We start from the raw sequence: 23,280 nt of genomic DNA on the forward strand, positions 1-23,280 counted from the left end.
GCAGCGTTGCATTGATAGACCCCGTCCGTCCTCGGTTGTCGTCGGTGTTGGTGGGCCAGCGTCAGCGAGGCCTGCGTTGTCGTCGTTTCCTGCGCAGATCGGTCAGCATCGTGCGGTCACCGCGGCGGGTGCGCGCGGGCGTACTCGTGTGCCCGGCCACAGCGGAACCAGCCGCTCGTCCGTCTGCTGTGGACAGCCGTCGGGCGAGCGTCCTGATCGTGGGGTACCGGAACATCTCCACCCGGCTCACCGAGTCGGTCACGCGTTCGCGCAGTCGCGCCAGCACGCGCATCAGCAACAGCGAGTTGCCGCCGACCTCGAAGAAGTTGTCGTCGACACCGAGTTCCTCGACCCCCAGCACGGCACGCCAGACGTCGGCGATCTCACGTTCGAGGTCGGAACTCACGGGGGCCCGGCCGCCGGCCCCGGCCGCGGTCGGACGCGGCAGCGCCTTGCGGTCGACCTTGCCGTTGTCGGTCGTCGGTATCCGCTCGACCCGGACGTAGGCCGACGGGATCATGTAGTCGGGCAGGTCCTGCCCGAGATGGGCGCGCAGCTCCGGGACGGGCGCACCGGGCGAGTCGGTCACCAGGTAGGCCACCAGTCTGCGGTCACCGGGCCGGTCCTCCCGCACCACGGTCACGGCGTCCTTGACCCCGGCACACGCGCGCAGGCGGTGTTCGATCTCGCCCAGCTCGATCCGGTAACCGTGGAGCTTCACCTGATCGTCCAGCCTCCGGAGGTACTCCAGACCTCCGTCCGGTCTGTGCCGGACCGCGTCCCCCGTGCGGTAGAGCGGTCCGGACGCCGGGTCGAGCGGGTCCGGCACGAAACGCTGGTCGTCCCTGTCGGTCGCGCCGAGGTAGCCGTCGGCGACGCCCGCCCCGCCGATGTAGAGCTCGCCCGGTATCCCCGGAGGTCGCGGTCTCCGGTCGCCGTCCAGCACGTAGAACCGCGTGTTGGCGATCGGCCGACCGATGTCGAGACGCTCGGCGTCGGTGACTCGACTCGCCGAGGACCAGATCGTGGTCTCGGTGGGGCCGTACATGTTCCACAGCTCACCGCCACCGGCCAGCAGAGCAGCCGCGAGGTCCGCGGGCAGCGCCTCACCGCCGCACAGCATTCTCGTCCGCGCGTTCGGGCGCCAGCCCGCGTCGAGGAGCATCCTCCACGTCGCGGGTGTGGCCTGCAGCATCGTGATCCCGCCGCCGTCCAGGCGCGACCGCAGTGCGAATCCGTCGGCGACGTCGTCCTCCGGGGCGATCTCCACCCTGCCGCCCGTCACCAGCGGAAGGAACAGCTCCAACGCCGCGATGTCGAAGCACACCGTCGTGACCGCCAACAGGCTGTCGTCGGCGGTGAACCCGGGTTCCCGGGCCATGGCGGTGAGGAAGTTCGTGAGAGCCGGGTGCGAGACCCGCACGCCTTTCGGCCGGCCCGTCGAACCGGAGGTGAAGATCACGTACGCGAGCCGTCCCGGAGTCACGGCAGGCGCGACGACGTGCTCCCGGGGCTGGTCGACGAGCACGGGTTCCGTCCGGTCGGGCAGCTGCGACACCAGGTCCGCTCGGGTGACGACCAGGGTCGCGCCCGTGACGGTCAGCATGTGGTCGATGCGCGCACGCGGGTAGAGCGGGTCGAGTGGCACGTAAGCGGCGCCGGACCTGAGCACACCGAGCAGCGCGACGGGAAGATGCTCGGAGCGACGCAGGTAGACGCCCACCAGCGCACCGGGGCCCGCACCCCGCGCTCTGAGGTCGGCGGCCAGCGACGCGCTGCGGCGGTCGAGCTCGCCGTAGGTGAGCACTCGCCCGTCGCACACCACCGCGTTCGCGTCGGGCGTGCTGCGTGCCCGCTCGGCGAAGAGTTCGTGGACGGCCGTCGTCTCCGGGAAGTCCACGGCGGTGTCGTTGAACTCCACGAGCATGCGGCGCAGTTCGCCGTCCGAGCACAGGGGCGCTCGCCTCAGGTCTCGCCCGGCGGGTCCGGCGGCCGCGCGCAGGAAGGTGGCCAGGTGGCCGACGAGCGCGTCGGCGAACTCGCGGGTCAGCGTGGCACGCGCCACCGTCCAGTCGCACCCGGTGCCGTCGGAGGAGATCCGCACGAGCAACGCGGTGCCCGGCCGTGGGCGTGCGGGCTCGGTCAGGTCGGCCTGGAGCTCGACGGCGATGGGCAGCCCGCTCGCCGCCGTCCGCCCGTCCCGCAGCTCGGGGTAGCGCGCCCACACGTCGGTCGGGAAGGTCCCGCGCCGCGAGAGCTCGGCGAGCTGGTCCGACACGCGGTGTTCGACGTCGCGGAGATCGCCGAGCTCGCCCACGGCCGGCAGCCGCAGGGGGACGTGGTCGGCGTAGAGGCCGGCCAGCCGGTCGTCGGTGCGTTGCGCCGTGGTCCGCAGGTCCACATCGGACTCGTAGCCGTCCGTGATCCTGGCGAGGAACGCCAGCGTCGCGGCGAGCAGCCACTCCTGGCGCGCCGGGGCGTCGGCCGGTACGGGTACCGGCGTCGTGGTGGGGCCGTCGTCGGCACGACCGTCCCGATGAGGCAGGTCCAGCGGTCGGAGATCACGCAACCTGCGCACCCAGAACGGTTCGTGCCGCCGGAACCGGGAGTCGGCCTCGCCGGCGAGGCGCAACACCGCCTCGCCCGGGTCCGGCAGTCGGTCGCCCTCCCGGATGCCGTGGGAGGCGGGCCGCACCGGTTCCCCGGTCGCCGAGGTCAGCCCGCTCAACCGCAGGTCATGACCCCGGGTGGCGACGACGAGGCCGTCGTCGCCGACGTCGACGACCGTGCCCGGTTCGCGCCCGGACTTCCGGTCGAGTACTCGGGCGGCCCCCACCGACACGAACGTCGACGCGAGGGCCAGCTTCGTGTGACCGAACTCGTTGGTGTGGGGTCCGAAGTCGGTGGCGCGGACGGCAGCGCACACCTGTTCGGGACTGCTCTCCCAGGACACGAGCCCGCCTCCGGCAGGCCGGTCGAACCGACCGTGGTAGGTACGCCGCGAACGGTCCTGGGGCTCCGGCCGCACTCGCCCGTTTCCCAGCGCGTCGATCAACTCGCCGAACGCGTCGATGCCCGCGTCGAAGCACTTCACGTTCAGCGTGTAGCTCGTGTCGTCCGGATCGACGGGGACGTCCCGGCGCACGAGGACGTCACCCGCGTCGGCCTCGGCGGTCATCACGTGCCACGTGATGCCGTGCGAGTCCGCCCGGTCGAGCAGGGACCACGTGGTGGCGTGCCGACCGGCGTACGCGGGCAGGGGGCCGTCGTGGAAGTTGATCGCGCCCCGGCGCGGTGTGGCGAGCACACGCTCCGGCAGCATCGTCAGGTTGCCGACACTGAACAGGTAGTCGCACGGGTGCTCGGCGAGGAAGTCGGCGAGCACCCCGTCCAGCTCCGCGGCGGGGATGCCGCGCTCTCGCGCCCAGGCTCGGACGTCCTCGTTCGGTGAGACCACGCCGGTGACGTGGTGCCCCCGGTCGCGCGCCACTTCCGCGCAGGACACGACCATCGCCTGTTCCCCGACGAAGGCACAACGCAGCGTCTCGGTCGTCATGCGTTCCTCCCGTGGCCGTTGTCACCCGTGAGTGCCCCGAGCCGGCCGAGCAGGTGTGCCACCTGCTCGTCGGACAGTCGCGCGACCGCCTGCTCGAGACCCGTCTCCGCCACCGCCGCCGGTTCCGGCTCCCCCGGCTCCGGCTCGGCCGGAAGGGCCGGGTCGACCGGCGCCGACGGGGCCGATCGGAGGAGCGTGTCCGCGTGCTCGGCGCACAGGTAGTCGGCGAGTCGTCCGATGGTGGTGTGCTCGAACAGGACGGGCGCCGGAAGCGGTCCGAAGTGGATTTCCAGTGCCTGCTTCAGTTCGGGCACCACGAGCGAGTCGATCCCGTACACCTCGAACGGCTCGTCGGGCTCGAACTGGGTCTCCGACATCTCCAGCACTCGGGCGAAGACGGCGATCACCTGCGTCAGGGCGACCTCACGGAGATCCGGTTCCTGCGGCCGGGACTCCCGGGTACGTCGGTCGGACGCGAGTGGCGGCACCGTCTCCCCCGCCTGTTCGACCCGGTCGGCCTCCCGTGTCTCGTCGGTCGGCTCGCCCGGCCCGGCCAGAGCGACCACGCCGTCGCTTTCGGCCAGCAGCAGGCTCTGCGGGACGGTGCCGACCCGGGTCGGCGGCAGGGTACGCACCACCACGTCGCGGAACCCTTCGGTGGCCAGCAGGTCCCGCCAGCGCGGCACGGTGATCAGCGGCGAACCCGGGATGCGGTAGTGCGTGTCCTCGTAGCGCCACCAGCCGTCGGTGAGCCCGAAGATCAGTGGCAGGTAGCAGGCGAACGCCGTGCCCTCGTTGGCCGCCACCATCCCGCCCGGCTTGAGCAGGCGCTTCACCTGCCGCATCGTGTGCGCGACCGAGGGCGTCACGTGGAAGACGTTCGTGCCGAGTACGACGTCGTAGTCGCCGACGTCGAAGCCCTGCTCGGCCAGGTCCGCGTCGATGTCGAGCGTGGCGAACCGGACGAACGGGTAGCGGGCGGCGAACTGCTTGCGGCCGTGCCGGACGAAGGCGCTCGTGATGTCGGTGTACGTGTAGGTGACGCTGCCGGCATGCGGCGCCAACGCCGCGAGCACGGGCGCGCTGGTGCTCCCCGTTCCCGCACCGACCTCCAGGATCCGCAGCCGCGCGCCGGGTTCGTCCCGCAGGCGGCGCTCGACGTAGTCGGCGACGGCCCCGGCGACGAGCTGGTTGTAGCTGTCGGTGATCGCGTTGCCCTGGTAGACGCCGACCACGAGGTCCATCGAGCCCTCGGGGAACAGCACGTCCATGTGGCTGCGCTTGCCGGTGACGACGTCCGGGAAGGCGGCCACACAGCGCACGAGCAACGTCGCCACCGCCGCGATGTCCGGGTACTCGGCGACGAGGTCGCGGACGGCGGAGTCCGGAACCGTCGCCACACCCTGCTCGGCCACGCGAGCCGTGACCACGACCTCGTCGTCCCGGCGGTCCAGGTAGCCCGCCTGCACCAGGATGTCCACCGCCGTCTCGCACAGCCGGTGATACCTCGGGAGGAAGCCCAGGCGATCGCGCAGTCCGGTGACGCGGTGCCGCTCACCCTCGGTCCGGAACACGCCCATCGACTGGAACGCCCCGAGCAGGAGGCGCCGGGCGAGCCGCTCGGCCTCCGCGGAGGCGCGCTGGTGGGCCTCGATACGCGCCGTGTCGGCGTCCCCGGTCGCCACCGCGTCACCCACGGCGTGCACCAGCGACGACGAACCACCCGTGCGGGACCGCAGCCGGAGCCGGTCCCGCACGCCGATGGCCGCGAGCGCCCTTCGGTGCGCCCGGATCGCGACGACCTGCGGCAGCGGGCAGGCCAACGCCCGTTCCACGACCGACATCCCGGCGGCGGCCGTGATCGGTTCGACGCCCGCCCCGGCGAGCTGCCGAAGCACCTGCTCCCGTTCGGGCCGCCCTGCCGCGTGCCAGTAGCCCCAGTTGACGACGGTGACGGGAACTCTCCCGGACGCGGCGACACCCAGCGCCACGGCGTCGGCGGCGCCGCACCCGGCGGCGTACCCGCTTTGCCCCGCGTCCGCCCGGAAGGACGCGGCGGACGAGTGGACGAGGACGAAGTCCAGGTCGGCGGTCCGCACGACCTCGAACAGGGCCGCGACGGTGCGGGCCTTGCTCTCCACATCGGCCCGCAGTCGTGATGCGGACCGCGTGACGATCGGCTCGGCGTCGAACTCCATGACCGAGTGGATCACCCCGTGGACGGCGCCGAACCGCTGCTCGCCACGTCGCAGCGCCTCGCGGAGCACCGCGGGATCCGCCGCATCGCCCCGCACGTACAGCACCGCACCGCCCGCGCGCTCCAGCTGCGCGATCCTGTCACGGCGCGCGGAGTCGAGGGCCGAGCGCCCCACGACGACCAGGCGTGCGCCGTAGGTCCGGGCGAGATGCGTGCACGTGTCGAACCCGACCACCCCGAGCCCACCCACGACGACGTAGCAGCCCTCCCGGCGGAACGGGCTGGCCGCCGGTTCGGGCAGCGCGACCGGCACCAGTGCGCGCACGTAGCGGACCGCCGAGCGCAGCAACACCGGTTCGCCCGACTCCGTCCACGGCTCGGCGACGACCGCGGGTGCCGACTCGGCCTCCTCCCCGGTCCGCACGTCCACACAGGACACCGGAAGGACCGGGTGTTCGCTCCGCAACACCGAGCAGAAGCCGTGCAGGGCCGCGTTCGCGGGCCGAACGGGATCGTCGGCCGTGAGTGCGACCGCATCGGTGGTGACGACCTTCACCCGGGTACGGCCGTCGAGCCGTCCGTGCCGGTGCAGTGCCTTCACGAGCTGGGACAGCGCCAGCACCCCGCGTTCCGGCGCTACCGCGTCCGCCTCGGCGGTTGCGCCCTCCCCGAGGAAGTAGACGGTGTCCGGGCCGGCTTCTCCGGCGAGGATTCGGTCGAGTTCCCCGTCGGAGGGCCCGTCCGGCCCGATCCCGACGCAGCGGACGGGGTCGTCGCCATGAGCACCCGTGAGCGCCTCGGCGAGGCCGGTCGCGGACTCGAACGTCACGATCAGCACCGAGCCGGGCGGTGCCGCCGGTGCGGGTGGTCGAGGTGCGGCCGTCCAGTGAACGCGGTGCGAGAACTCCTGGCGTGAGGTCCTCTGCCGCCGCACCGCCAGCCCGTCGACCCGCACGCACACCCGCCCGGAGTCGTCCAGCACGGTCACGTCGTAGGCGTCCCGCCCGGCCCGGACCACGTGGACGTGCCCCACCGCGGGCAGCGCACGGAACCGCAGGACGCGCTGGGCCGAGTACGGGACGAACGGCACGCCGTCGAGGTCGTCGCCGACGTAGTACGCGGCCACCGTGTGCAGTGCCGCGTCCAGTACGGCGGGGTGCAGGGCTCGCCGCTGCACGTCGCCGTGCTCGGTCGCCCGGAACCGGCTCACGACCACGTCTCCGGAGAACCACACCCGTTCCAGCAGCCGGAAGTACGGCCCGTAGGTGACGCCGAGCCGGCTCATCGCGTCGTAGAACGCCTCCCCGTCGAGTTGCCGCGTGGAGCGGTCGAGGACGGCGTCGAGCGAGACCTCCGGCGGCGTGGGTGCCGCAGCGTTGTCGACGAGAACACCGCGGCAGGACACCGTCGCGGCCTCGGCGTCGGCACCACGCACCGCGAAGTCCCGGCGCCCGGACGTCGGCGCACCGACCGTGATCACCAGGTCCTCGGCATCGGCGTCCACCACGACCGGTGCCATCCAGTAGACGTCGGTCAATGCGCGCTGGTCGTCGCCCACCGCGTCGAGGACGAGGTCGAGATACCCGGCGCCGGGCAGGATGGTGCGCCCGCCGACCACGTGGTCGGCCACCAGGGGATCGTCGGGACGCAGCGTGCGCCGCCAGGTGCGCTCACCCTGCTCGCCGGACGGCGTGTCACCGGTCCGCGTGATCCAGTGCCGCACCCGCGCGAAGGGGTAGGTCGGCAAGGACACCCTGCGCCCGCGATGGCCGGCGGCCTCGGGCAGGTCCGCCCAGTCGAGGACGACACCGCTGACCCACAGCGCGGCCAGCTTGTCCCACTGCCCGGCCCGGGCGAGCCCGCGCAGGAACTCTCGTCCGCCTTCCCCCGTGGTGAACAGGTCGGCGAGCGCCGGATCGCCCTGCTTGGCGTTGCCCCGGTGCACACCGGGCCGCGCCTGCCCACGGGCGACGGCGGCGAGGGTGTCGACCGCCTCGTCGAGATCGCGTGCCACGAACGCCAGCCGTTCCACCATGGCTTCGCGGCCGACGCGGAGGGTGTGGGCGACGTCGGCGAGGGCGAGCCCCGCCCCCGCGCCGGCGAGGTGGTCGGACAGCACCGCGGCGTAGCGGCGAAGGGCGTCGTCGTCGCGGGCCGACACCACCACGAGCTCGGGCCCGGCCGGGACCGGCTCCTCGGTTCGGACGAACTCCTCCAGCACGACGTGGGCGTTCGTGCCGCCCGCACCGAACGAGCTCACCGCCGCACGTCGAGGCGCTCCACCCTCGGTCGGCCACGACCGCAGTTCCCGCTGGATCCGGAACGGCGACTCGGCGAAGTCGATGACGGGGTTGGGCTCGTCCGCGTGCAACGACGGCACGAGCTCACCGTGCCGCAGCTGCAGCACCGCCTTGGACACCCCCGCGATTCCCGCGGCACCTTCGAGGTGGCCGATGTTGGACTTCACCGACCCCAGAGCGCAGAACCCGCGGTCGCCGGTGTCGGACCGGAACGCCTCGGCCAGTCCGGTGTGTTCGATCGGGTCACCGAGGCTCGTCCCCGTGCCGTGCGCCTCCACGTAGCCGATGTCCCGCGCACTGACCCCGGCCTTGGCCAGGGCCTCGCGGATCAGCGCACGCTGCGCGTTGGGGTTCGGCACGGTGAACCCGTGGGTGCGGCCACCGTGGTTGACGGCGGTCGCCTTGATCACCGCGTGGATGTTGTCCCCGTCCGCGACCGCGCGGTCGAGCCGCTTGAGCAGCACCGCACCGACACCCTCGCCCGGCACGTATCCGGTGCCGCCCGCACCGAAGGATCGGCACCGACCGTCCTCGGCGAGCATCTTCTTGCGGCTCAGGTGCACGTACTTCAGCGGGTGGACGGACACGTTCACACCGCCCGCCAGGGCGTACGAGCACTCGCCGCGCACCACGCTCTCGCACGCCTGGTGCAGCGCCACGAGCGAGGCCGAACAGGCGGTGTCCACGACGACGCTGGGGCCACGGAAGTCGCCGAAGTAGGACACCTGGTTCGCGATGGCGGCTCGGTTGGCCATCACCACCTGATGGTTGTTCCTCGCGCTCTCCTCGGCGGCGAGCATCGCGTAGTCGTCCCACATCACGCCGACGAAGACCCCCACGTCCCGGCCCTCGTCGGAGAAGCGCGGACGCGGAAGCGCGTCGAGGGGATACCCCGCGTCCTCCAGCGCCGCCCACGCCGTCTGCAGGAAGAGCCGCTCCTGCGGGTCCATGGACTTGGCCTGCATCGGCGAGATCGCGAAGAACAGCGAGTCGAACGTGTCCACGTCGGACAGGAATCCGCCCCACTTGCCGTAGCTCGTGCCCGCGCTGTCCGGATCGGGATCGTAGAAGCCCGGCAGGCTCCACCGGTCGCGCGGGATCTCGGTGACGGCGTCGCGACCCTGGCGGAGGTTCTCCCAGAACTCGTCGAGCGTGTCCGCCCCCGGATACCGCCCGCTCATCCCGATGATCGCGATGTCACCGGTGCCCGAGAGCACGTCGGGACGATCGTCAGTGGGTGTCGACGGTCGCGGCCTCGTGGTGACGTCCCTCGCGGTCTCGGTGACGGCGACCGGCGGCGCCGGTTCACCGAGCAGCCGAGCAGCGTCGTCGGCACGCTCCCGCAGCAGGTACCCGGCGAGGTCCGCCAAGGTCCGGTACTCGAACAGCACCGTGCCCCGGAGTCCGGGGAACGCGTCGCTCACCGCGTCGGTCAGCTCGGTGATCATCACCGAGTCGATGCCGTACTCCTGCAGAGGCGCGTCCCCTGCGATCTGCGCCGGGTCGAGCTTCAGCACCCCGGACGCCTGGTTCCGGAGGTAGTCCACCAGTTCGGCGGTGCGGGTACCGACGGGTGACGGCGCCACCGGCGCGGACGGGTGTTGCGTGAGGCGTTCGGGCTCGCTCACCGCGGACTCCTCACCCGTCAGGACCCGGGCGATCAGCTCCTGGTCCCCGTGCACCGGCGCCAGCACCGGCACGTCGTACCGCCACACCACGTCCAGCGCCCGCATCGCCTGCTCCGGGGAGAGCCGGTCCAGCCCGGTCGTCTCGCGGTAGGCGGTCAGCTCGTCGGAACGCACGAGCGAGTCCATTCCACCCGCCTCCCACAACGGCCACTGGACGGACACGCTGCGGCCGTGCCGGAGACCGTCGGCCGCCCAGCGCGCCCGCCGCCGGACGTAGGCGTCGACGAACCGGTTCGCGGCCGCGTAGCTGCCCGATCCGAAGTCGCCGATCAGCGAGGAGACGGAGGAGAAGGCCACGAAGAACGACAGGCGGTCGGCTCGCGTGCACCGGTCCAGGTTGACCACGCCGTGGACCTTGGCCGCGAGCGCCGACCGGAACCGCTCGCCGGACACGTCCGTCAGCGGCTGCTGGTCGGCGACGCCCGCGAGGTGGAACACACCGTCGAGGTGGCCGAACCGGCCACGGGCCTCCACGAGCGCGGCTCTCGTCTGGTGCGCGTCGGTGAGGTCGGCCCGCACCGCGAGCACCTCGGCTCCCAGCGACTCCAGCTCCGCGCACGCGTGCTCGGGCGGCGCGGACCGGCCCAGCAGGACCAGTCGCGCGTGGTACGTCCGGGCGAGGTGGCGGGCCAGCTGCATGCCGACTCCCCCACGGCCCCCGGCCAGCACGTACACGCCGCCGTCGGTCGGCGGTGCCGCCGCCGCCGGGTCGCCGGTGAGCCGCCGGACGGTGCGGACGGTCCGACGGGCACCGTCGTAGCGGACGTCGAGCCCGCGCGGCGAGGTCACGGCGCTCAGCTCGCCGCGCAGCACGTCGGCCAGCCACTCGACTCCCGCCGTGCTCGGAACGTGGACCGTGCACAGCTCCAGGTGGGGAAGGTGCCGTGCGGCGGTCGAGGCCAGACCACCGATCAGCTCGTGTGCGGGAACGTCGGCGGCATCCTCGTCCCGATGCAGGCTGACACACCGGGTCCGGCCGGCTCGCCCGCTCGCCCCCACGGCCTGCGCCAGGAGAAGCAGCGAGACCGCTCCCCTGCCGATCTCCTCGTCGAGGTCGCCCACCTCGGGATGCGGTGTCGTCCACATGTGGACGACGTCCACGTTCGCCGTGGCGGGCAGGCCCGCGATCAGGTCGCGGTAGGCGTTCACGTCCACGGGGTCGATCACGTGGATGTCGCCCGGGGCTTCCGCGGCGGTGTCCGCTGCCTCGGCCGTCCGGTCGCACACGACGATCGTGCGTGGCCAGCCCCCGAGCCTGCCCAGCCGCGCGGCCGACGACGGTTCGCGCGAGAAGATCACCAGGACGTCGCCGCGGCTGCCCTGCGGTCCCGGTGCGGCACTGCGCCAGTCCGGGACGTAACACACCGGGTCGGTGGAAGCCACCGGCATCGACACCGCGGGAGGCCGGGGCAGACTTCCCGCCGGTCGCCCCGCCAGGTCGTCCACCACGGCGAACGGCACACCGTCGTCGTCGACGATGGTCACCCGGTATCGCCACGACGACCGCTGCGCGCCCGCGTCGAGCACTTCGGCGTGCGCGTAGCACCGGCGCGGGATCGGGGCGAACACCTCCAGGGCACCGAGCTCGAACGGGATGACGAGGTCCGCTGCGGCCCGCGGACCGTCCCCGATCCAGTGGCAGGCCCGCAGCGCTCCGTCCAGCAACGCCGGATGCAGGGTGTATCCGGGCACGTCCTCACCGCGGAGGGCGAGCTCCACCATCGCCTCACGCGGTCCACTGTGCACCGTGTCGGTCACCTGGAAGCTCGGCCCGTACTCGAAACCGGCGTCGCGGTAGGCTCGGTAGACCTCGTCACGTCCGACCCGGGCGGAACACCGGGCTCGGGCGGCCGCGAGGTCGAGGCGCGTCCGCTGGTGAGACGGCTCGCCGTACACCGCCGTCGCGCGGACGTGGACCTCGCGGTTCCCCGCGGCGTCGGAAACGATCTCGACGGCGAGGCCGTCTCGGACCTGCCGTACCTCTACCCGGAGGTCGAGCGCCTCCGCCTCCACCGTGATCGGTCGGGCCCACGTGATGCCGGAGAGGCGCGCGAGGGGAGTCTCGCTCGCCCGTCGTGCCACCGCATGGATCAGTTCGAGACCCGCGGCTCCGGCCAGCAGCGGTCGACCGTGCACGACATGGTCGCGGAGCAGAGGGTCCGCCGCCGACAGGGTCTTTCGGAACCGGACGTGCTCGACCGTCGAGATGTTGGCGTCGAGCAGAGGATGCAGTGCAGGTCCTTCCACCGCCCGAGGCCGCTCCGGCTCGTCCACGCTCGACACCCAGTAGCGTCGGCGAGCGAACGGATAGCCGGGCAGTGAGGTGCGTCGTGGCGGTTGCGCGCTCCACCGCAGCTCCTGCCACCGCCCTTCCGCGCCTGCCAGCCAGGCCTGGGCCACGGTCTGCGGGTCGGTGCTGTCCTCGACGGTCCCCTGCCGTGGTGCGTCGCGGCCGACGTCCGCCCGAGCCAGCCCGGACGGGTTCGCCCCGTCGGCGAACCGACGCAGCAGGGTGACGAGCTCCGTCCCGTCGGCCGTCACCACCGCGAGTCGCGCCCGCATGGGCTCCCGTCCCACGGCGAGCGTGTACGCGACGTCGGCCAGCGGCACCTCGTGCCGTCGCAGGAAGTCCGCCAGCCGCCCGGCATACTCCCTCAACCGGTCCTCGTCCCGCGCCGACAGCACGAACGGCACCGGCGACGTGAGCCGCTGCTCACCGGCGGGCGCGGTGGGCACCGGACGGGCGTCGAGGTGCTCCGACACGATGACGTGTGCGTTCGCGCCACCGGCTCCGAACGAACTGATCCCCGCCTTGCGGGCGATCGGTTGCCCGTCTCCGTCCCGCGACCGCGGCCAGTCGGCCAGGTCGCGTTGGACGACGAACGGCGACCGGTCGAGACCGAGGTCGGGGTTCAGCTGCTCGGTGTGCAGTGAGGGAACCAACGTCCCGTGCCGCAGTTGCAGCAGCAGCTTCGTCAGGCCGGCGACACCCGCCGCCGATTCGAGGTGCCCGATGTTCGACTTGACCGACCCGATCGCGCAGAACCGCTCGTCGGAGGTGTGCTGCCGGAAGGCCTTGGTCAACGCGGCGAGTTCGATCGGGTCGCCGAGCGACGTTCCCGTTCCGTGGGCCTCGACGTAGGACAGCTCCCTCGGGTCGGTGCCTGCCTCGGCCAGAGCCCGGACCACGAGCTCCTGTTGAGCGCGCGGGTTGGGGACGGTCAACCCGCTGCCATTGGTGGCACCACCGTGGTTGACCGCGCTGCCGAGGATGACGCCGTAGACGTGGTCTCCGTCGGCGACGGCCCGGCTCAGCGGCTTGAGCAGCACCGCGCCCACGCCCTCGCCCGGGACGTAACCGTCCCCGCCCGCGCCGAACGCCCGGCACCGGCCGTCGCTGGACAGGAAGTTGCTCTGGCTCAGCAACACGTACTTGTAGGGGTGCAGCGACAGGTTCACCCCGCCCGCGATCGCGAGTTCGCTCTCGCCGAGGCGCAGGCTCTGGCAGGCCAGGTGCAGCGCAGTGAGCGACGACGAGCACATCGTGTCCAGCGCCAGGCTGGGGCCGTGCAGGTCGAGCGCGTAGGAGACGCGGTTGGCGATGAACGCGAACGACGACTCCGTCACCGGATGCCCGCCCCGCACCGCGTCGGCCGCCCCGTACAGCTGGTACTCGCCGTACATGACGCCCACGAAGACTCCGACGTGCTTCCCGCGGACGGCGCCGGCCCGGTACCCGGCATCCTCCAGGACGTGCCACGACGTCTCCAGGAAGAGCCGTTCCTGGGGATCCATGAGCTCCGCCTCCCGAGGGGAGATGGAGAAGAACAGCGGATCGAACTTGTCCACATCGGACATGAAGCCGCCCCAGCGGGAGCGTGCCGCCCCGGGGCCCGAACGCGTGGTGTAGCGATGGTGGTCCCAGCGCTCCGGTGGGACCTCGGAGACACAGTCCCGCCCCGCCCGCAGGTTGTCCCAGAACTGTCCGAGGTCGTCGGCCATCGGATAGCGGCCGCTCATTCCGATGACGGCGATCGGGTCGTCGGCACCGTCCTGCGCCCAGTGCGCCTCGAAAGCGGGCTCGGCGGTGAGGAAGCGCCCCGCCGGCGCCGCGGTGACCTGCGGTGCCGCGTCGGAGGACGGCCCGCCGTCCAGGGCGGCGACCTCGGCCGGATACTCGTCCGCCAGGTGGTCCGCGAGCGCTTCGAGCGTCTCGTACTCGAAGAACGCCGTGGCGGCGAGGTCCGGGAAGTGGTCGCCGAGGGCGTTGGTCAGTTCGGTGACCACCACCGAGTCGATCCCGTACCGGGTCAACAGCGGCACGGTGGTCTCGACGTCCGCGGGGTTCACCCCGACCTTCTCGCCGACGGTGTCGCGCAGGAGGTCGAGCACGCGCCGACGCGCCGTGGTGTCGGACATCGGTTCCGGCGCCACGGCGATTGCCTTCGGCCTGACCTCGCCGCCGGGCGCGAGCTGCTCGACGATGCGGTCCCGGTCGCCCGTGGCGACGACCACGCAGGACTGCGACGACCGCAACGCGTCGTCGAACGCCGCCAGGCACTCCGCCGTGGACATCGACGTCAGCCCCGTCCGGCGGCGCAGGGCCTGCGCGTCCTGCTCGGAGAGCGCCATCCCGCCGTTCTGCCAGTGCGGCCAGGCGATCGACACCGTCCGACCGGACCGCAGACCCTCCTCGACGAGCTCCTGCCGCAGGCTCGCGTAGTGGTCCAGGAACGCGTTGGCGTAGGCGTAGTCCGTCTGGCCCACGTTCCCGAACACCGCCGCGACCGACGAGCACAGGACGAAGAAGTCGAGGTCCTCTCGCGCGGTGGCCCGGTCGAGCACGCGGGCACCGGTCACCTTCGGCGCGAGGACGGCGGCCAGATCGGCGCGGCTCTTGCGGAAGAGGAACCCGTCCCGGAGCACACCGGCGGCGTGCACGACACCGTGCACCCCACCGTGTTCCTCACGCAGGTCGGCGACGAGCCGCCGGACCGCGTCCTCGTCGGTGACGTCCACGCGTGCGTGGCGCACGGTGCTGCCCCGCGTCTCCAGCGCCGCCATCCGCGCCGACACGGCGTCGGACGGCTCCGACCGGCCCGTGAGCACGATCGTCGAGGTGACCTGCCGGGTGATGTGCTCGGCGAGGAGCAACCCGACGCCGCCCGCACCTCCGGTGATCACGTACACGCCGCCGTCCCGCAACGGCACCGTCGTGAGCGGCCCGGACTCCGGCTCCATCGGGCGGTATCCGCGCACCCGCCTGCAGTGTCCGTCGTAACGCACCTGCTCGGGGCGCGTGGCGTCCACGCCCAGCTCGCGCACGGCATCCCGGAAGGACGCGGCGTCCGTGGCTCCCGACACGACGTGGCAGAGCAGCCGGGGATTCTCCAGCCGGGCGCTCCTGGCGAACCCGGCCACCGCCTCGTGCGCGGGCGATCCGGCAGGACACAGGTAGACCATGCGCAGTTCGGAGGAACCGCGACGGGCGAGCAGCGCCTTGCACAGCGGCAGCAGCGAGCCCACTCCGTCGTCGAACTCGGAGCCGGTCCCGTCCGGACGCGCCAGGGCGTGCACGACGGCGCGCACGTCGACGCCGTCGTCGGCGAGCTCGCTCAGCAGGCGCGCGACGTCGTCCTCGTGGCCCGTGTTCAGCACGAAGTGGTGTTCGGCCTGACGCGCGAACTCGGCACCGGGCTCGGCGAGCACCACGACGGCCTCGGCTCGACCGGCGTCCCGCAGCGCCTCACACAGCCGCGCGCGCTCGTCCTTCGTCCGGGCCAGAAGCAGGTACGCACCCTCCGGGGGCACCGACTCCTCGATCGGGGCCGGTTCCCAGACCGGGCGCAACAGCAGCCTGCGTGGCCGCTCTGCGGTCGGTACGGCGCGGAAGCCCAGTCCGTGCACCCGCGCGAGTACCGTTCCGTCGGTCGCCAGCACGGTGACGTCGACGACGAGTCCGTCGCCGTCGCGCCGCACGAGCCGCGCATGCGCGAGGCAGTCGGCCGGGAAGGGCGCGTACGCACTGACCTCGTCGACGGCCACGGGCAGGTACCGCTCCTCGGTGTCGAACAGCAGTCCCGCCGCCTGGAACGCACCGTCGAGCAGGCAGGGATGCAGCGTGTAGCGCCCGGCCTCGGCTCGCAGTCCCTCGTGCAGCCGCAGCGTCGCCAGCACCTCGCCGTCGCCGTGCCGGATCCCGCGTACGGACCGGAACGGCTCGCCGTACGTCAGGCCGCGCCGCTCGAACAGGGCGTAGGCGGCCTCGACATCACCGGGCCGGGAGCAGGCGGCGTGCAGGTCGGTGACGTCCACCGGTCCCGGTTGCTCGGCGTGCCCCAGCTCGATCCGGCCGCGAACGCCGACGACGTCCTCCGCGCCGATGTCGAAGGACACGGTGCCGTCGGACTCCGGCGCCAGGGACAGGGTGACCGACCGGTGCCCGTCGTCGGGTCCCAGCATCCGCTCGAATCGGATCGCCCGCACCGCACGCACCGGTGCCTCTGCGGCGAGCTCGCCCGCGGCGCGAGCCATCTCCAGACAGGCCGCGGCGGGCAGCACCCGCTTGCCGGACACGCGGTGGTCGGCCACGACGAGCGAGTCGGTCAGCTCCGTGGTGAACGTCTGGCGCCGGAGGGTCGAGTCGTTGCGGTCGAGGAGCGGGTGCAGGCCCGGCGTTCCGGACACGGCCACGGGGCCGGTCGTCGCCGAGTCGACCCAGTGCCGGTGGCGGGCGAACGGATACCCCGGCAACGACACCCGCCTGAGCACGTCGTCGCCCGCATGCCGCGCCGTCCAGTCGACCGCGGCACCGCGCGTCCACAACCGGGCGAGCGCGAGCAGGTCGTCGGACTCCAGGGCGGCCCCGACCTCGTCCGCGTACCGGGCCCGCGACCGGGAATCGGTGGCGGCGGAGGCCTGGACCGCGTGCGGCGGTGCGGGCTCCTCCTCGGCACAGGCGCGCAACGCCGAGACCAGCTCCGCACCGTCGGCCGTCACGACGGCGAGCCGGTGCTCCAGCTCGACGCGCCCGACCTGCAACGTGTAGGCGACGTCGGCCGGCTCCAGAGGCTCCCGTTCGAGGTGTTCGGCGAGCCGGCGCGCGTAGTCGCGCAGCCGCTCCGGGGCGCGCGCGGACAGCACGAACGCGTGCGACCGGGTGTCCCGCCGCTGCGCGGCCGGGACCGTGGTGCTCGGCGCGGTTTCGCGATGTTCGGCCAGGACCACGTGGGCGTTCGAGCCCCCCGCACCGAACGAACTCAGCGCCGCGATCCTGGGCGCCGGACCCGTGTCCGTCCTCCGCTCCGGCCACGGCGCGAGCGTCCGCTGCACCGCGAAGGGGGTGCGGGAGAAGTCGATGTTCGGATTCGGCTCGTCCGCGTGCAGGGACGGCGCGAGCATGCCATGCCGGAACTGCATCAGCACCTTCGTCAGGCCCGCGATGCCCGCCGCTGATTCGAGATGCCCGACGTTCGACTTCACCGACCCGATCGCACACGATCCACTGGGGACGTCGGCGCCCCCGAGTGCCTTCGTCAGGCCCGTGATCTCGATCGGGTCGCCGAGTGCCGTGCCGGTGCCGTGAGCTTCGACGTAGCCGATGTCGGTCGCCGACACGCCCGCCTTCCGCCACGCCTCGGTGATGACCCGCTGCTGCGCGTGCGGGTTGGGCACCGTGTAGCCGTTCGTCTTGCCACCGTGGTTGACCGCGCTGCCGAGGACGAGACCGTAGATGTGGTCGCCGTCGGCGAGGGCCTGCCGGCGCGGCTTGAGCAGCACCGCACCGACGCCCTCGCCGGGCACGTAGCCGTCACCGCCGGCACCGAACGCCCGGCACCGGCCGTCGCTGGAGACGTAACCGCCCTGGCTCAAGAACACGTACTTGTAGGGGTGCACCGAAACGTTTACCCCACCCGCGATCGCCAGCTCGCTCTCGCCTCGGCGCAGGCTCTCGCACGCGAGGTGCAGGGCGGTGAGCGACGACGAGCACATCGTGTCCAGCGCCAGGCTCGGGCCCTGGAGGTCGAGGAGGTACGACACCCGGTTCGCGATCGAGGCGTACGACGAGTTGGTGACCGGACGACCGCCACGCAGCGCGTCCACCGCCCCGTAGAACTGGTACTCGCCGTACATGACGCCGACGAAGACCCCGACCGGCCGCCCACGCAGATCGTCCCTGCGGTAGCCCGCGTCCTCGACCACGTGCCAGGCGGTCTCCAGGAACAACCGTTCCTGCGGGTCCATCAGGTCGGCTTCCCTCGGCATGATCGGGAAGAAGAGCGGGTCGAACTTGTCCACATCGGACAGGAAGCCGCCCCACCGCGAGTGGGCGGAGCCGAGGCGCTGCCGTTCGGGGTCGAAGAACCGGTCGTGGTCCCATCTGTCCGCGGGGACCTCGGTGATGCAGTCGCGCCCCTGGGCGAGGTTCTCCCAGAACTCGTGCACATCGTCGGCCATCGGATAGCGGCCGGACAGCCCGATGATCGCGATGGCGTCGTCGTGGTCGTCCGACCGCGCGGAGAGCGGGTCGGCGTCGGCACCGGTCTGCGTGGTCAGCACCGGCTCGGCTCGTCGGCCGGGGGCGGTGTCTCCGCCGGAGCTCGCGGCGAGTTGCCGGATCCGCTCCGGGTGCTCCTCGGCGAAGTACTCGGCGAGCAGACCGAGCGATTCGTACTCGAAGAACAACGTCTTCGACAGCTCGCCGAAGTGCGCCTCCATCCGCTCGTTCAGCCGACTGATCATCAGAGAGTCGATGCCGTACCGCTCGAACGGCTCGGCGGGATCGAGATCGGCGGGATCGAGCTTGGTCGTCTCGGCGAGGATGCCGCGCAGCACCTCTTCCGCCTGCCGCACGAGCTCGCCCTCACCGTGCGGCTCGTCGGCCCGGGCGTCGTCGCCGAGCGCCTCGGTGGTCGCGGTGTGCTCGGTGTCCTCGGCGAGCCTGCGCACGACGAGCGCACGCACCTGGGCCACCACAGTCCCGTCGTCGTCGGTCACGGTGAGGTCGGCGGTCGCCGTCTTCCGCCCACCGCTGTCACGCAACCGCACCACGGCGTGGCACTCCGACGGCAACGGCGCCAGGATCCGCAGCTCGCCGAAACCCAGCGGAAGGAAGGACGGCGTGTCAGCCTCGCTCGCCCCGGCATCCTCGGACAGGAGGGCCACCACGGTCTGGAACGCGCCGTCGAGCAGGCAGGGGTGCAGCGGTAACCGCTCGTCGTCCCCGGTGAGCGCGAGCGACGCCACCGCCTCCCGCTCGCCGAGCCGCACCTCGCGCAACACCCGGAAGTTCGGGCCGTACCGCAACCCGTGCCGCTCGAACGCGCGGTAACACTCGGCACCGGCTCGCTCGGTCGTGCAGCGGGCCCGGATGCCGTCGAGGTCGACCGGCGGCTCCGGTTCCGACCCGCCCAGCACCAGCTCACCGCGAGCACAACCGCCGTCCCGGGAGCGGATGGTGAAGTCGAGCGCTCCCGCATCCCGCGGCAGCAGGTCGATGCGCAGGGTCTCGCCCCGAGCGCCGACCGGCACGAGCCGGTCGAAGGAGACCGACCGGAGTGCCCCGACGCGCGTCTCCCCCGCCACCTCGCCGGCGGCCCGGGCCAGCTCGACGTAGCCCGCGGCGGGGAACACGCGATCACCGAAGACGACGTGGTCCGCCACCACGAACTCGTCGCCGGACAACGCCAACTCGAAGGCGGAACCGCGCATCGTCGAGACGTTGGTGCCGAGCAGCGGGTGCGGCCCGTCCTGGGTCGTCGTGGTCACCACCGGCGCGGCTGCGGGCATCCAACAACGGCGGCCCTCGAACGGGTAGGTGGGCAGCGGCACCCGTCCCCGCCGTTCACCGGAGTAGTACCTGGTCCAGTCGATCGCGACACCACTGCGCCAGAGCCGTGCCACGGTCTGCGCAGGGCCCTCGGCTCCGGCCCGCAGGACCACGGACCCCGCCTCCTCGGCCACCGCCGACACGGACGCGATCGGGATCGGCCCCTGCGGAAGCTCAGCGCCGTCGGACTGCCCGGACACCACCGCCAGGGCGTCGGCGAGCTCGACGTCACCGGCGACGGCAGCCGCCACCCACCGACCGAGCGCGTCACCGTGCATCGACGACGGGGTGATGCCCCACCGCCGCCAGCACCGACCGAGGGCGTACTGGGCCGCGAAGATTCTGCCCGGCTCACCCAGTTCCGCGGCACCGGCCGCCAGGCAGTCGGCGTACCGCTGCGCGAACTCCGGTTCGCTCTCCAGCGCCCCGGCGAGGGCCTCCGCGTCGGGCAGGTCGTCACCGAACACGAACGACACCCGCGCGGTGCGCCGCACGGAGTCGGGTGAGGAGTCGGAGCGCAGGTCTGCCACGACCGTCTCGACGTCGCCGGCCACGACGGCGTACCGGTACGGCAACTCCCGCCGACCGACGGCCAACGTGTAGGCGACGTCGGCCAGCGCGAGCTCGGGACGACGTTCGAGGTGCTCCGCGAGATTGCGCCGCATCGCCTGCAGCGCCGACGGGGTCTTCGCCGACAGCACGAGGGGCTGTTCCCGGCGCGCAGACGCGGTCGGCACCGGTCGCGGCGGCGCCTCCTCCAGGATCGCGTGTGCGTTCGTCCCTCCGATGCCGAATGAGCTGACCGCGGCACGACGCGGTCCCTCCTCCGGTCGCTCCCAGTCGGCCGTGTCCGTGGCGACGTAGAACGGGCTGCTCGCGAAGTCGATGGCGGGGTTGGGGCGCTCGAAGTTCACGGTCGGCACGATGGTGCGCTCCCGCAACATCAGCGCGGACTTGATGACCCCCGCCACGCCGGCGGCCGCATCGAGGTGCCCGACGTTCGACTTCACCGATCCGATGGCGCAGAACCCACTGCGGTCGGTCTTCCGCCGGAACGCCTCGGTGAGCGCGGACACCTCCACGGGATCACCGAGCCGGGTCGCCGTGCCGTGGGCCTCGACATGGCCGATCGAGGACGGGTCGACCCCCGCGACGGCCTGCGCGTCCGCGATGACCGCGACCTGCCCTTCCTTCCCGGGCGCGGCGTAGCCGACCTTCATCGACCCGTCGTTGTTCGTGGCGGTGCCCTTGATGACCGCGTGGATCGTGTCGCCGTCGGCGAGCGCGTCGCGACACGGCTTCAGAACGACGACACCGACCCCGTTGCCCAGCACGGTGCCACTGGCCTCGGTGTCGAACGTGCGGACCCGGCCGTCGGCGGAGAGGATGGCGCCCTCGTCGTACAAGTACCCCGTCTCCTCCGGCACCTTCACCGTCACGCCACCGGCGAGCGCGAGATCGCACTCGCCGTTGACCAGCGCCTGGCACGCCAGGTGGATCGCGACGAGCGACGTCGAGCAGGCGGTCTGCACGGTATAGCTCGGTCCCCGCAGGTCGAGCTTGTAGGACACCCGGGTGGAGAGATAGTCCTTGTCGTTGCCCACCATCACGGCGAAGTGCTGTGCGGTGGTCGTCTGGTCCACGTGCGGCAACACGTGACGCTGCAGGTACAGGTTGATGGCGGCACCGGCGTAGACACCGATCAGACCGGGATATCGGGCCGAGTCGTACCCCGCGTCCTCCAACGCCGCGTAGGCCTGCTCCAGGAACAGCCGCTGTTGGGGGTCGATGTACTCCGCGTCGGCCGGGGTGTATTCGAACAGCGCCGTGTCGAAGAGGTCGACGCCGCCCAGAACACCGTGCGCACGCACGTAGTCCGGGTCGTCGATCAACTCGACAGGGATGCCCGCCGAACGCAGGTCCTCCTCCGTGAACCGGGTGATGCCGTCGCGTCCGGAACGCAACAGCTCCCAGAACTGTTCGATGTTCGCCGCGCCCGGGAAGCGTCCGGACATGCCGACGACGGCGATGTCGGTCGACCGCACGTCGGCGCTCTCTCGCTGTGCGCTCATCGTGCGTTCACACCGATTCCGGAAATTCGGGCGGACAACAGGTTCTTCACTGGAATCGATAGACCGGACGGCACCATGAATGACCGCTCCACATCCTGTTCGGGGTAGGCGAACCAACTGTCCACACAGGAATCCAACTTCGGCGCGCTTATGCTGCCACGGGGCCGTTTTTTATGTCAACGCGTCACAAGATGCACCCGGAACAAGGGCATCGACTCACGAGATCGCGGTTGCACGGCACGGATTCACGCGTCCTGGAAATCCACTGCGACAACGGTTTTCCGGTGGTTGCACGGACAACCCGACGTGGTACCAAGATCTGCCGATCTCGGTCGCGACGGTCGTGCAGCCCTGTGCCGCCACTCTCCGAAAAGGAACAATCCGTGACAGACATGGCAGCCGCACGCGCGGACGTATTCACCCCGGACGCCCTACAGGACCCACACGGCCTGTACCGGACTCTGCGCGAAGAAACGCCCGTTCGGCAGGTCCTCCTTCCGCACGGCCTGAAGGCCTGGCTCATCACCCGCCACGCCGACGTCCTCGACGCACTGACCGACTCCCGGCTCCGCAAGAACGTCCGCAGTGTCCTGGAACGCAACAGCGTCGAGGAGACCGCCTCCGAGGGCTTCGTCGACGAACTCGCCGACAACCTGCTCAGCACGGATCCTCCCGACCACACCCGGCTCCGCAGCCTCGTCGGCAAGGCCTTCACCGCCCGCCGGATCGCCGAGCTGCGGCCGCGGATCGAGGAGATCACCGACCACCTGCTCGACGACCTTCCCGACTCGGGTGAAGTCGACCTGTTGACCACGTTCGCCCAGCCGCTGCCGGTGTTCGTGATCTGCGAGCTCCTCGGTGTCCCCACCGACGACCGGGCGACCTTCGTCGGCTGGTCGAACCGGGTCATCTCCGCCGAGGGAGGCAGCGCCACCCGGGAGGACGGCCTCGCGTTGCGGGACTTCCTCCGCGAGCTGATCGCGGCGAAACGCGCCGAACCGGGAGACGACCTCATCAGCGCCCTGGTCGAGGCGCGCGACGACGGCGACCGCCTCAACGAACGCGAGCTCGTCTCGATGTGCTTCGTCCTGCTCGTCGCCGGCATCGAGTCCACAGTGCACCTCATCTGCAACTCCGTGGTGGCGCTGCTACGCCATCCCGAACAGCTCGCGGCCCTCCGGGACGACCCGTCCCTGCTGACCCGGACGATCGAGGAGGTGATCCGCTACGACGGCCCGGTCAACACCGCGACCGTCCGCTACGCGGCGGAGGACGTCGCGTTCGGCGACGTCGTGATCCCCGCGGGCGACCTGGTCCTCGTGTCACCGTTGTCCGCGAACCGTGATCCCGACTTCTTCCCCGAGCCCGACCGGTTCGACATCACGCGGTCCACGCACGGTCACCTCGGCTTCGGCCACGGCATCCACTTCTGCCTGGGCGCCTCGCTGGCCCGGCTGGAGGGCGAGGTCGCGCTCGGTCGCCTGCTGGAGGCCTACCCCGGCATCCGGCTGACCCCCGACCACGACCACCTCCCGTACCGCTACAGCCCCATCGTCAGGGGACTGCAGACGTTCCCGGTCCGGCTCTGAGCGCAGCGCCGAACCGGCGATTCGACTCACCGAAGACGCACACCACTCG

General features: G+C 71.8%; 3 protein-coding genes. 1 reads left to right on the forward strand and 2 read right to left on the reverse strand.

Annotated elements, in window-relative coordinates; genetic code table 11:
* Positions 1-61 precede the first annotated feature (61 nt).
* Together SACAZDRAFT_RS03855 and SACAZDRAFT_RS03860 are read right to left on the reverse strand one after the other, a co-directional pair.
* Complete coding sequence (locus tag SACAZDRAFT_RS03855; protein WP_005438881.1) at positions 62-3,556, reverse strand: amino acid adenylation domain-containing protein; 3,495 nt, start codon at positions 3,554-3,556, stop codon at positions 62-64.
* Positions 3,553-21,642: an SDR family NAD(P)-dependent oxidoreductase gene (locus SACAZDRAFT_RS03860; protein WP_005438883.1), complete on the reverse strand. Its 18,090-nt coding sequence runs from the start codon at positions 21,640-21,642 to the stop codon at positions 3,553-3,555. The genes SACAZDRAFT_RS03855 and SACAZDRAFT_RS03860 overlap by 4 nt, the downstream gene beginning before the upstream one ends.
* A gap of 392 nt (positions 21,643-22,034) precedes the next feature.
* Here SACAZDRAFT_RS03860 and SACAZDRAFT_RS03865 point away from each other — a divergent pair, with 392 nt between their 5' ends.
* Positions 22,035-23,231, forward strand: coding sequence for a cytochrome P450 family protein (locus tag SACAZDRAFT_RS03865; RefSeq protein WP_005451846.1), 1,197 nt, complete (start codon positions 22,035-22,037; stop codon positions 23,229-23,231).
* The last annotated feature ends 49 nt before the right edge of the window (positions 23,232-23,280 follow it).

It is taken from the genome of Saccharomonospora azurea NA-128, from assembly GCF_000231055.2.
GTDB lineage: Bacteria > Actinomycetota > Actinomycetes > Mycobacteriales > Pseudonocardiaceae > Saccharomonospora > Saccharomonospora azurea.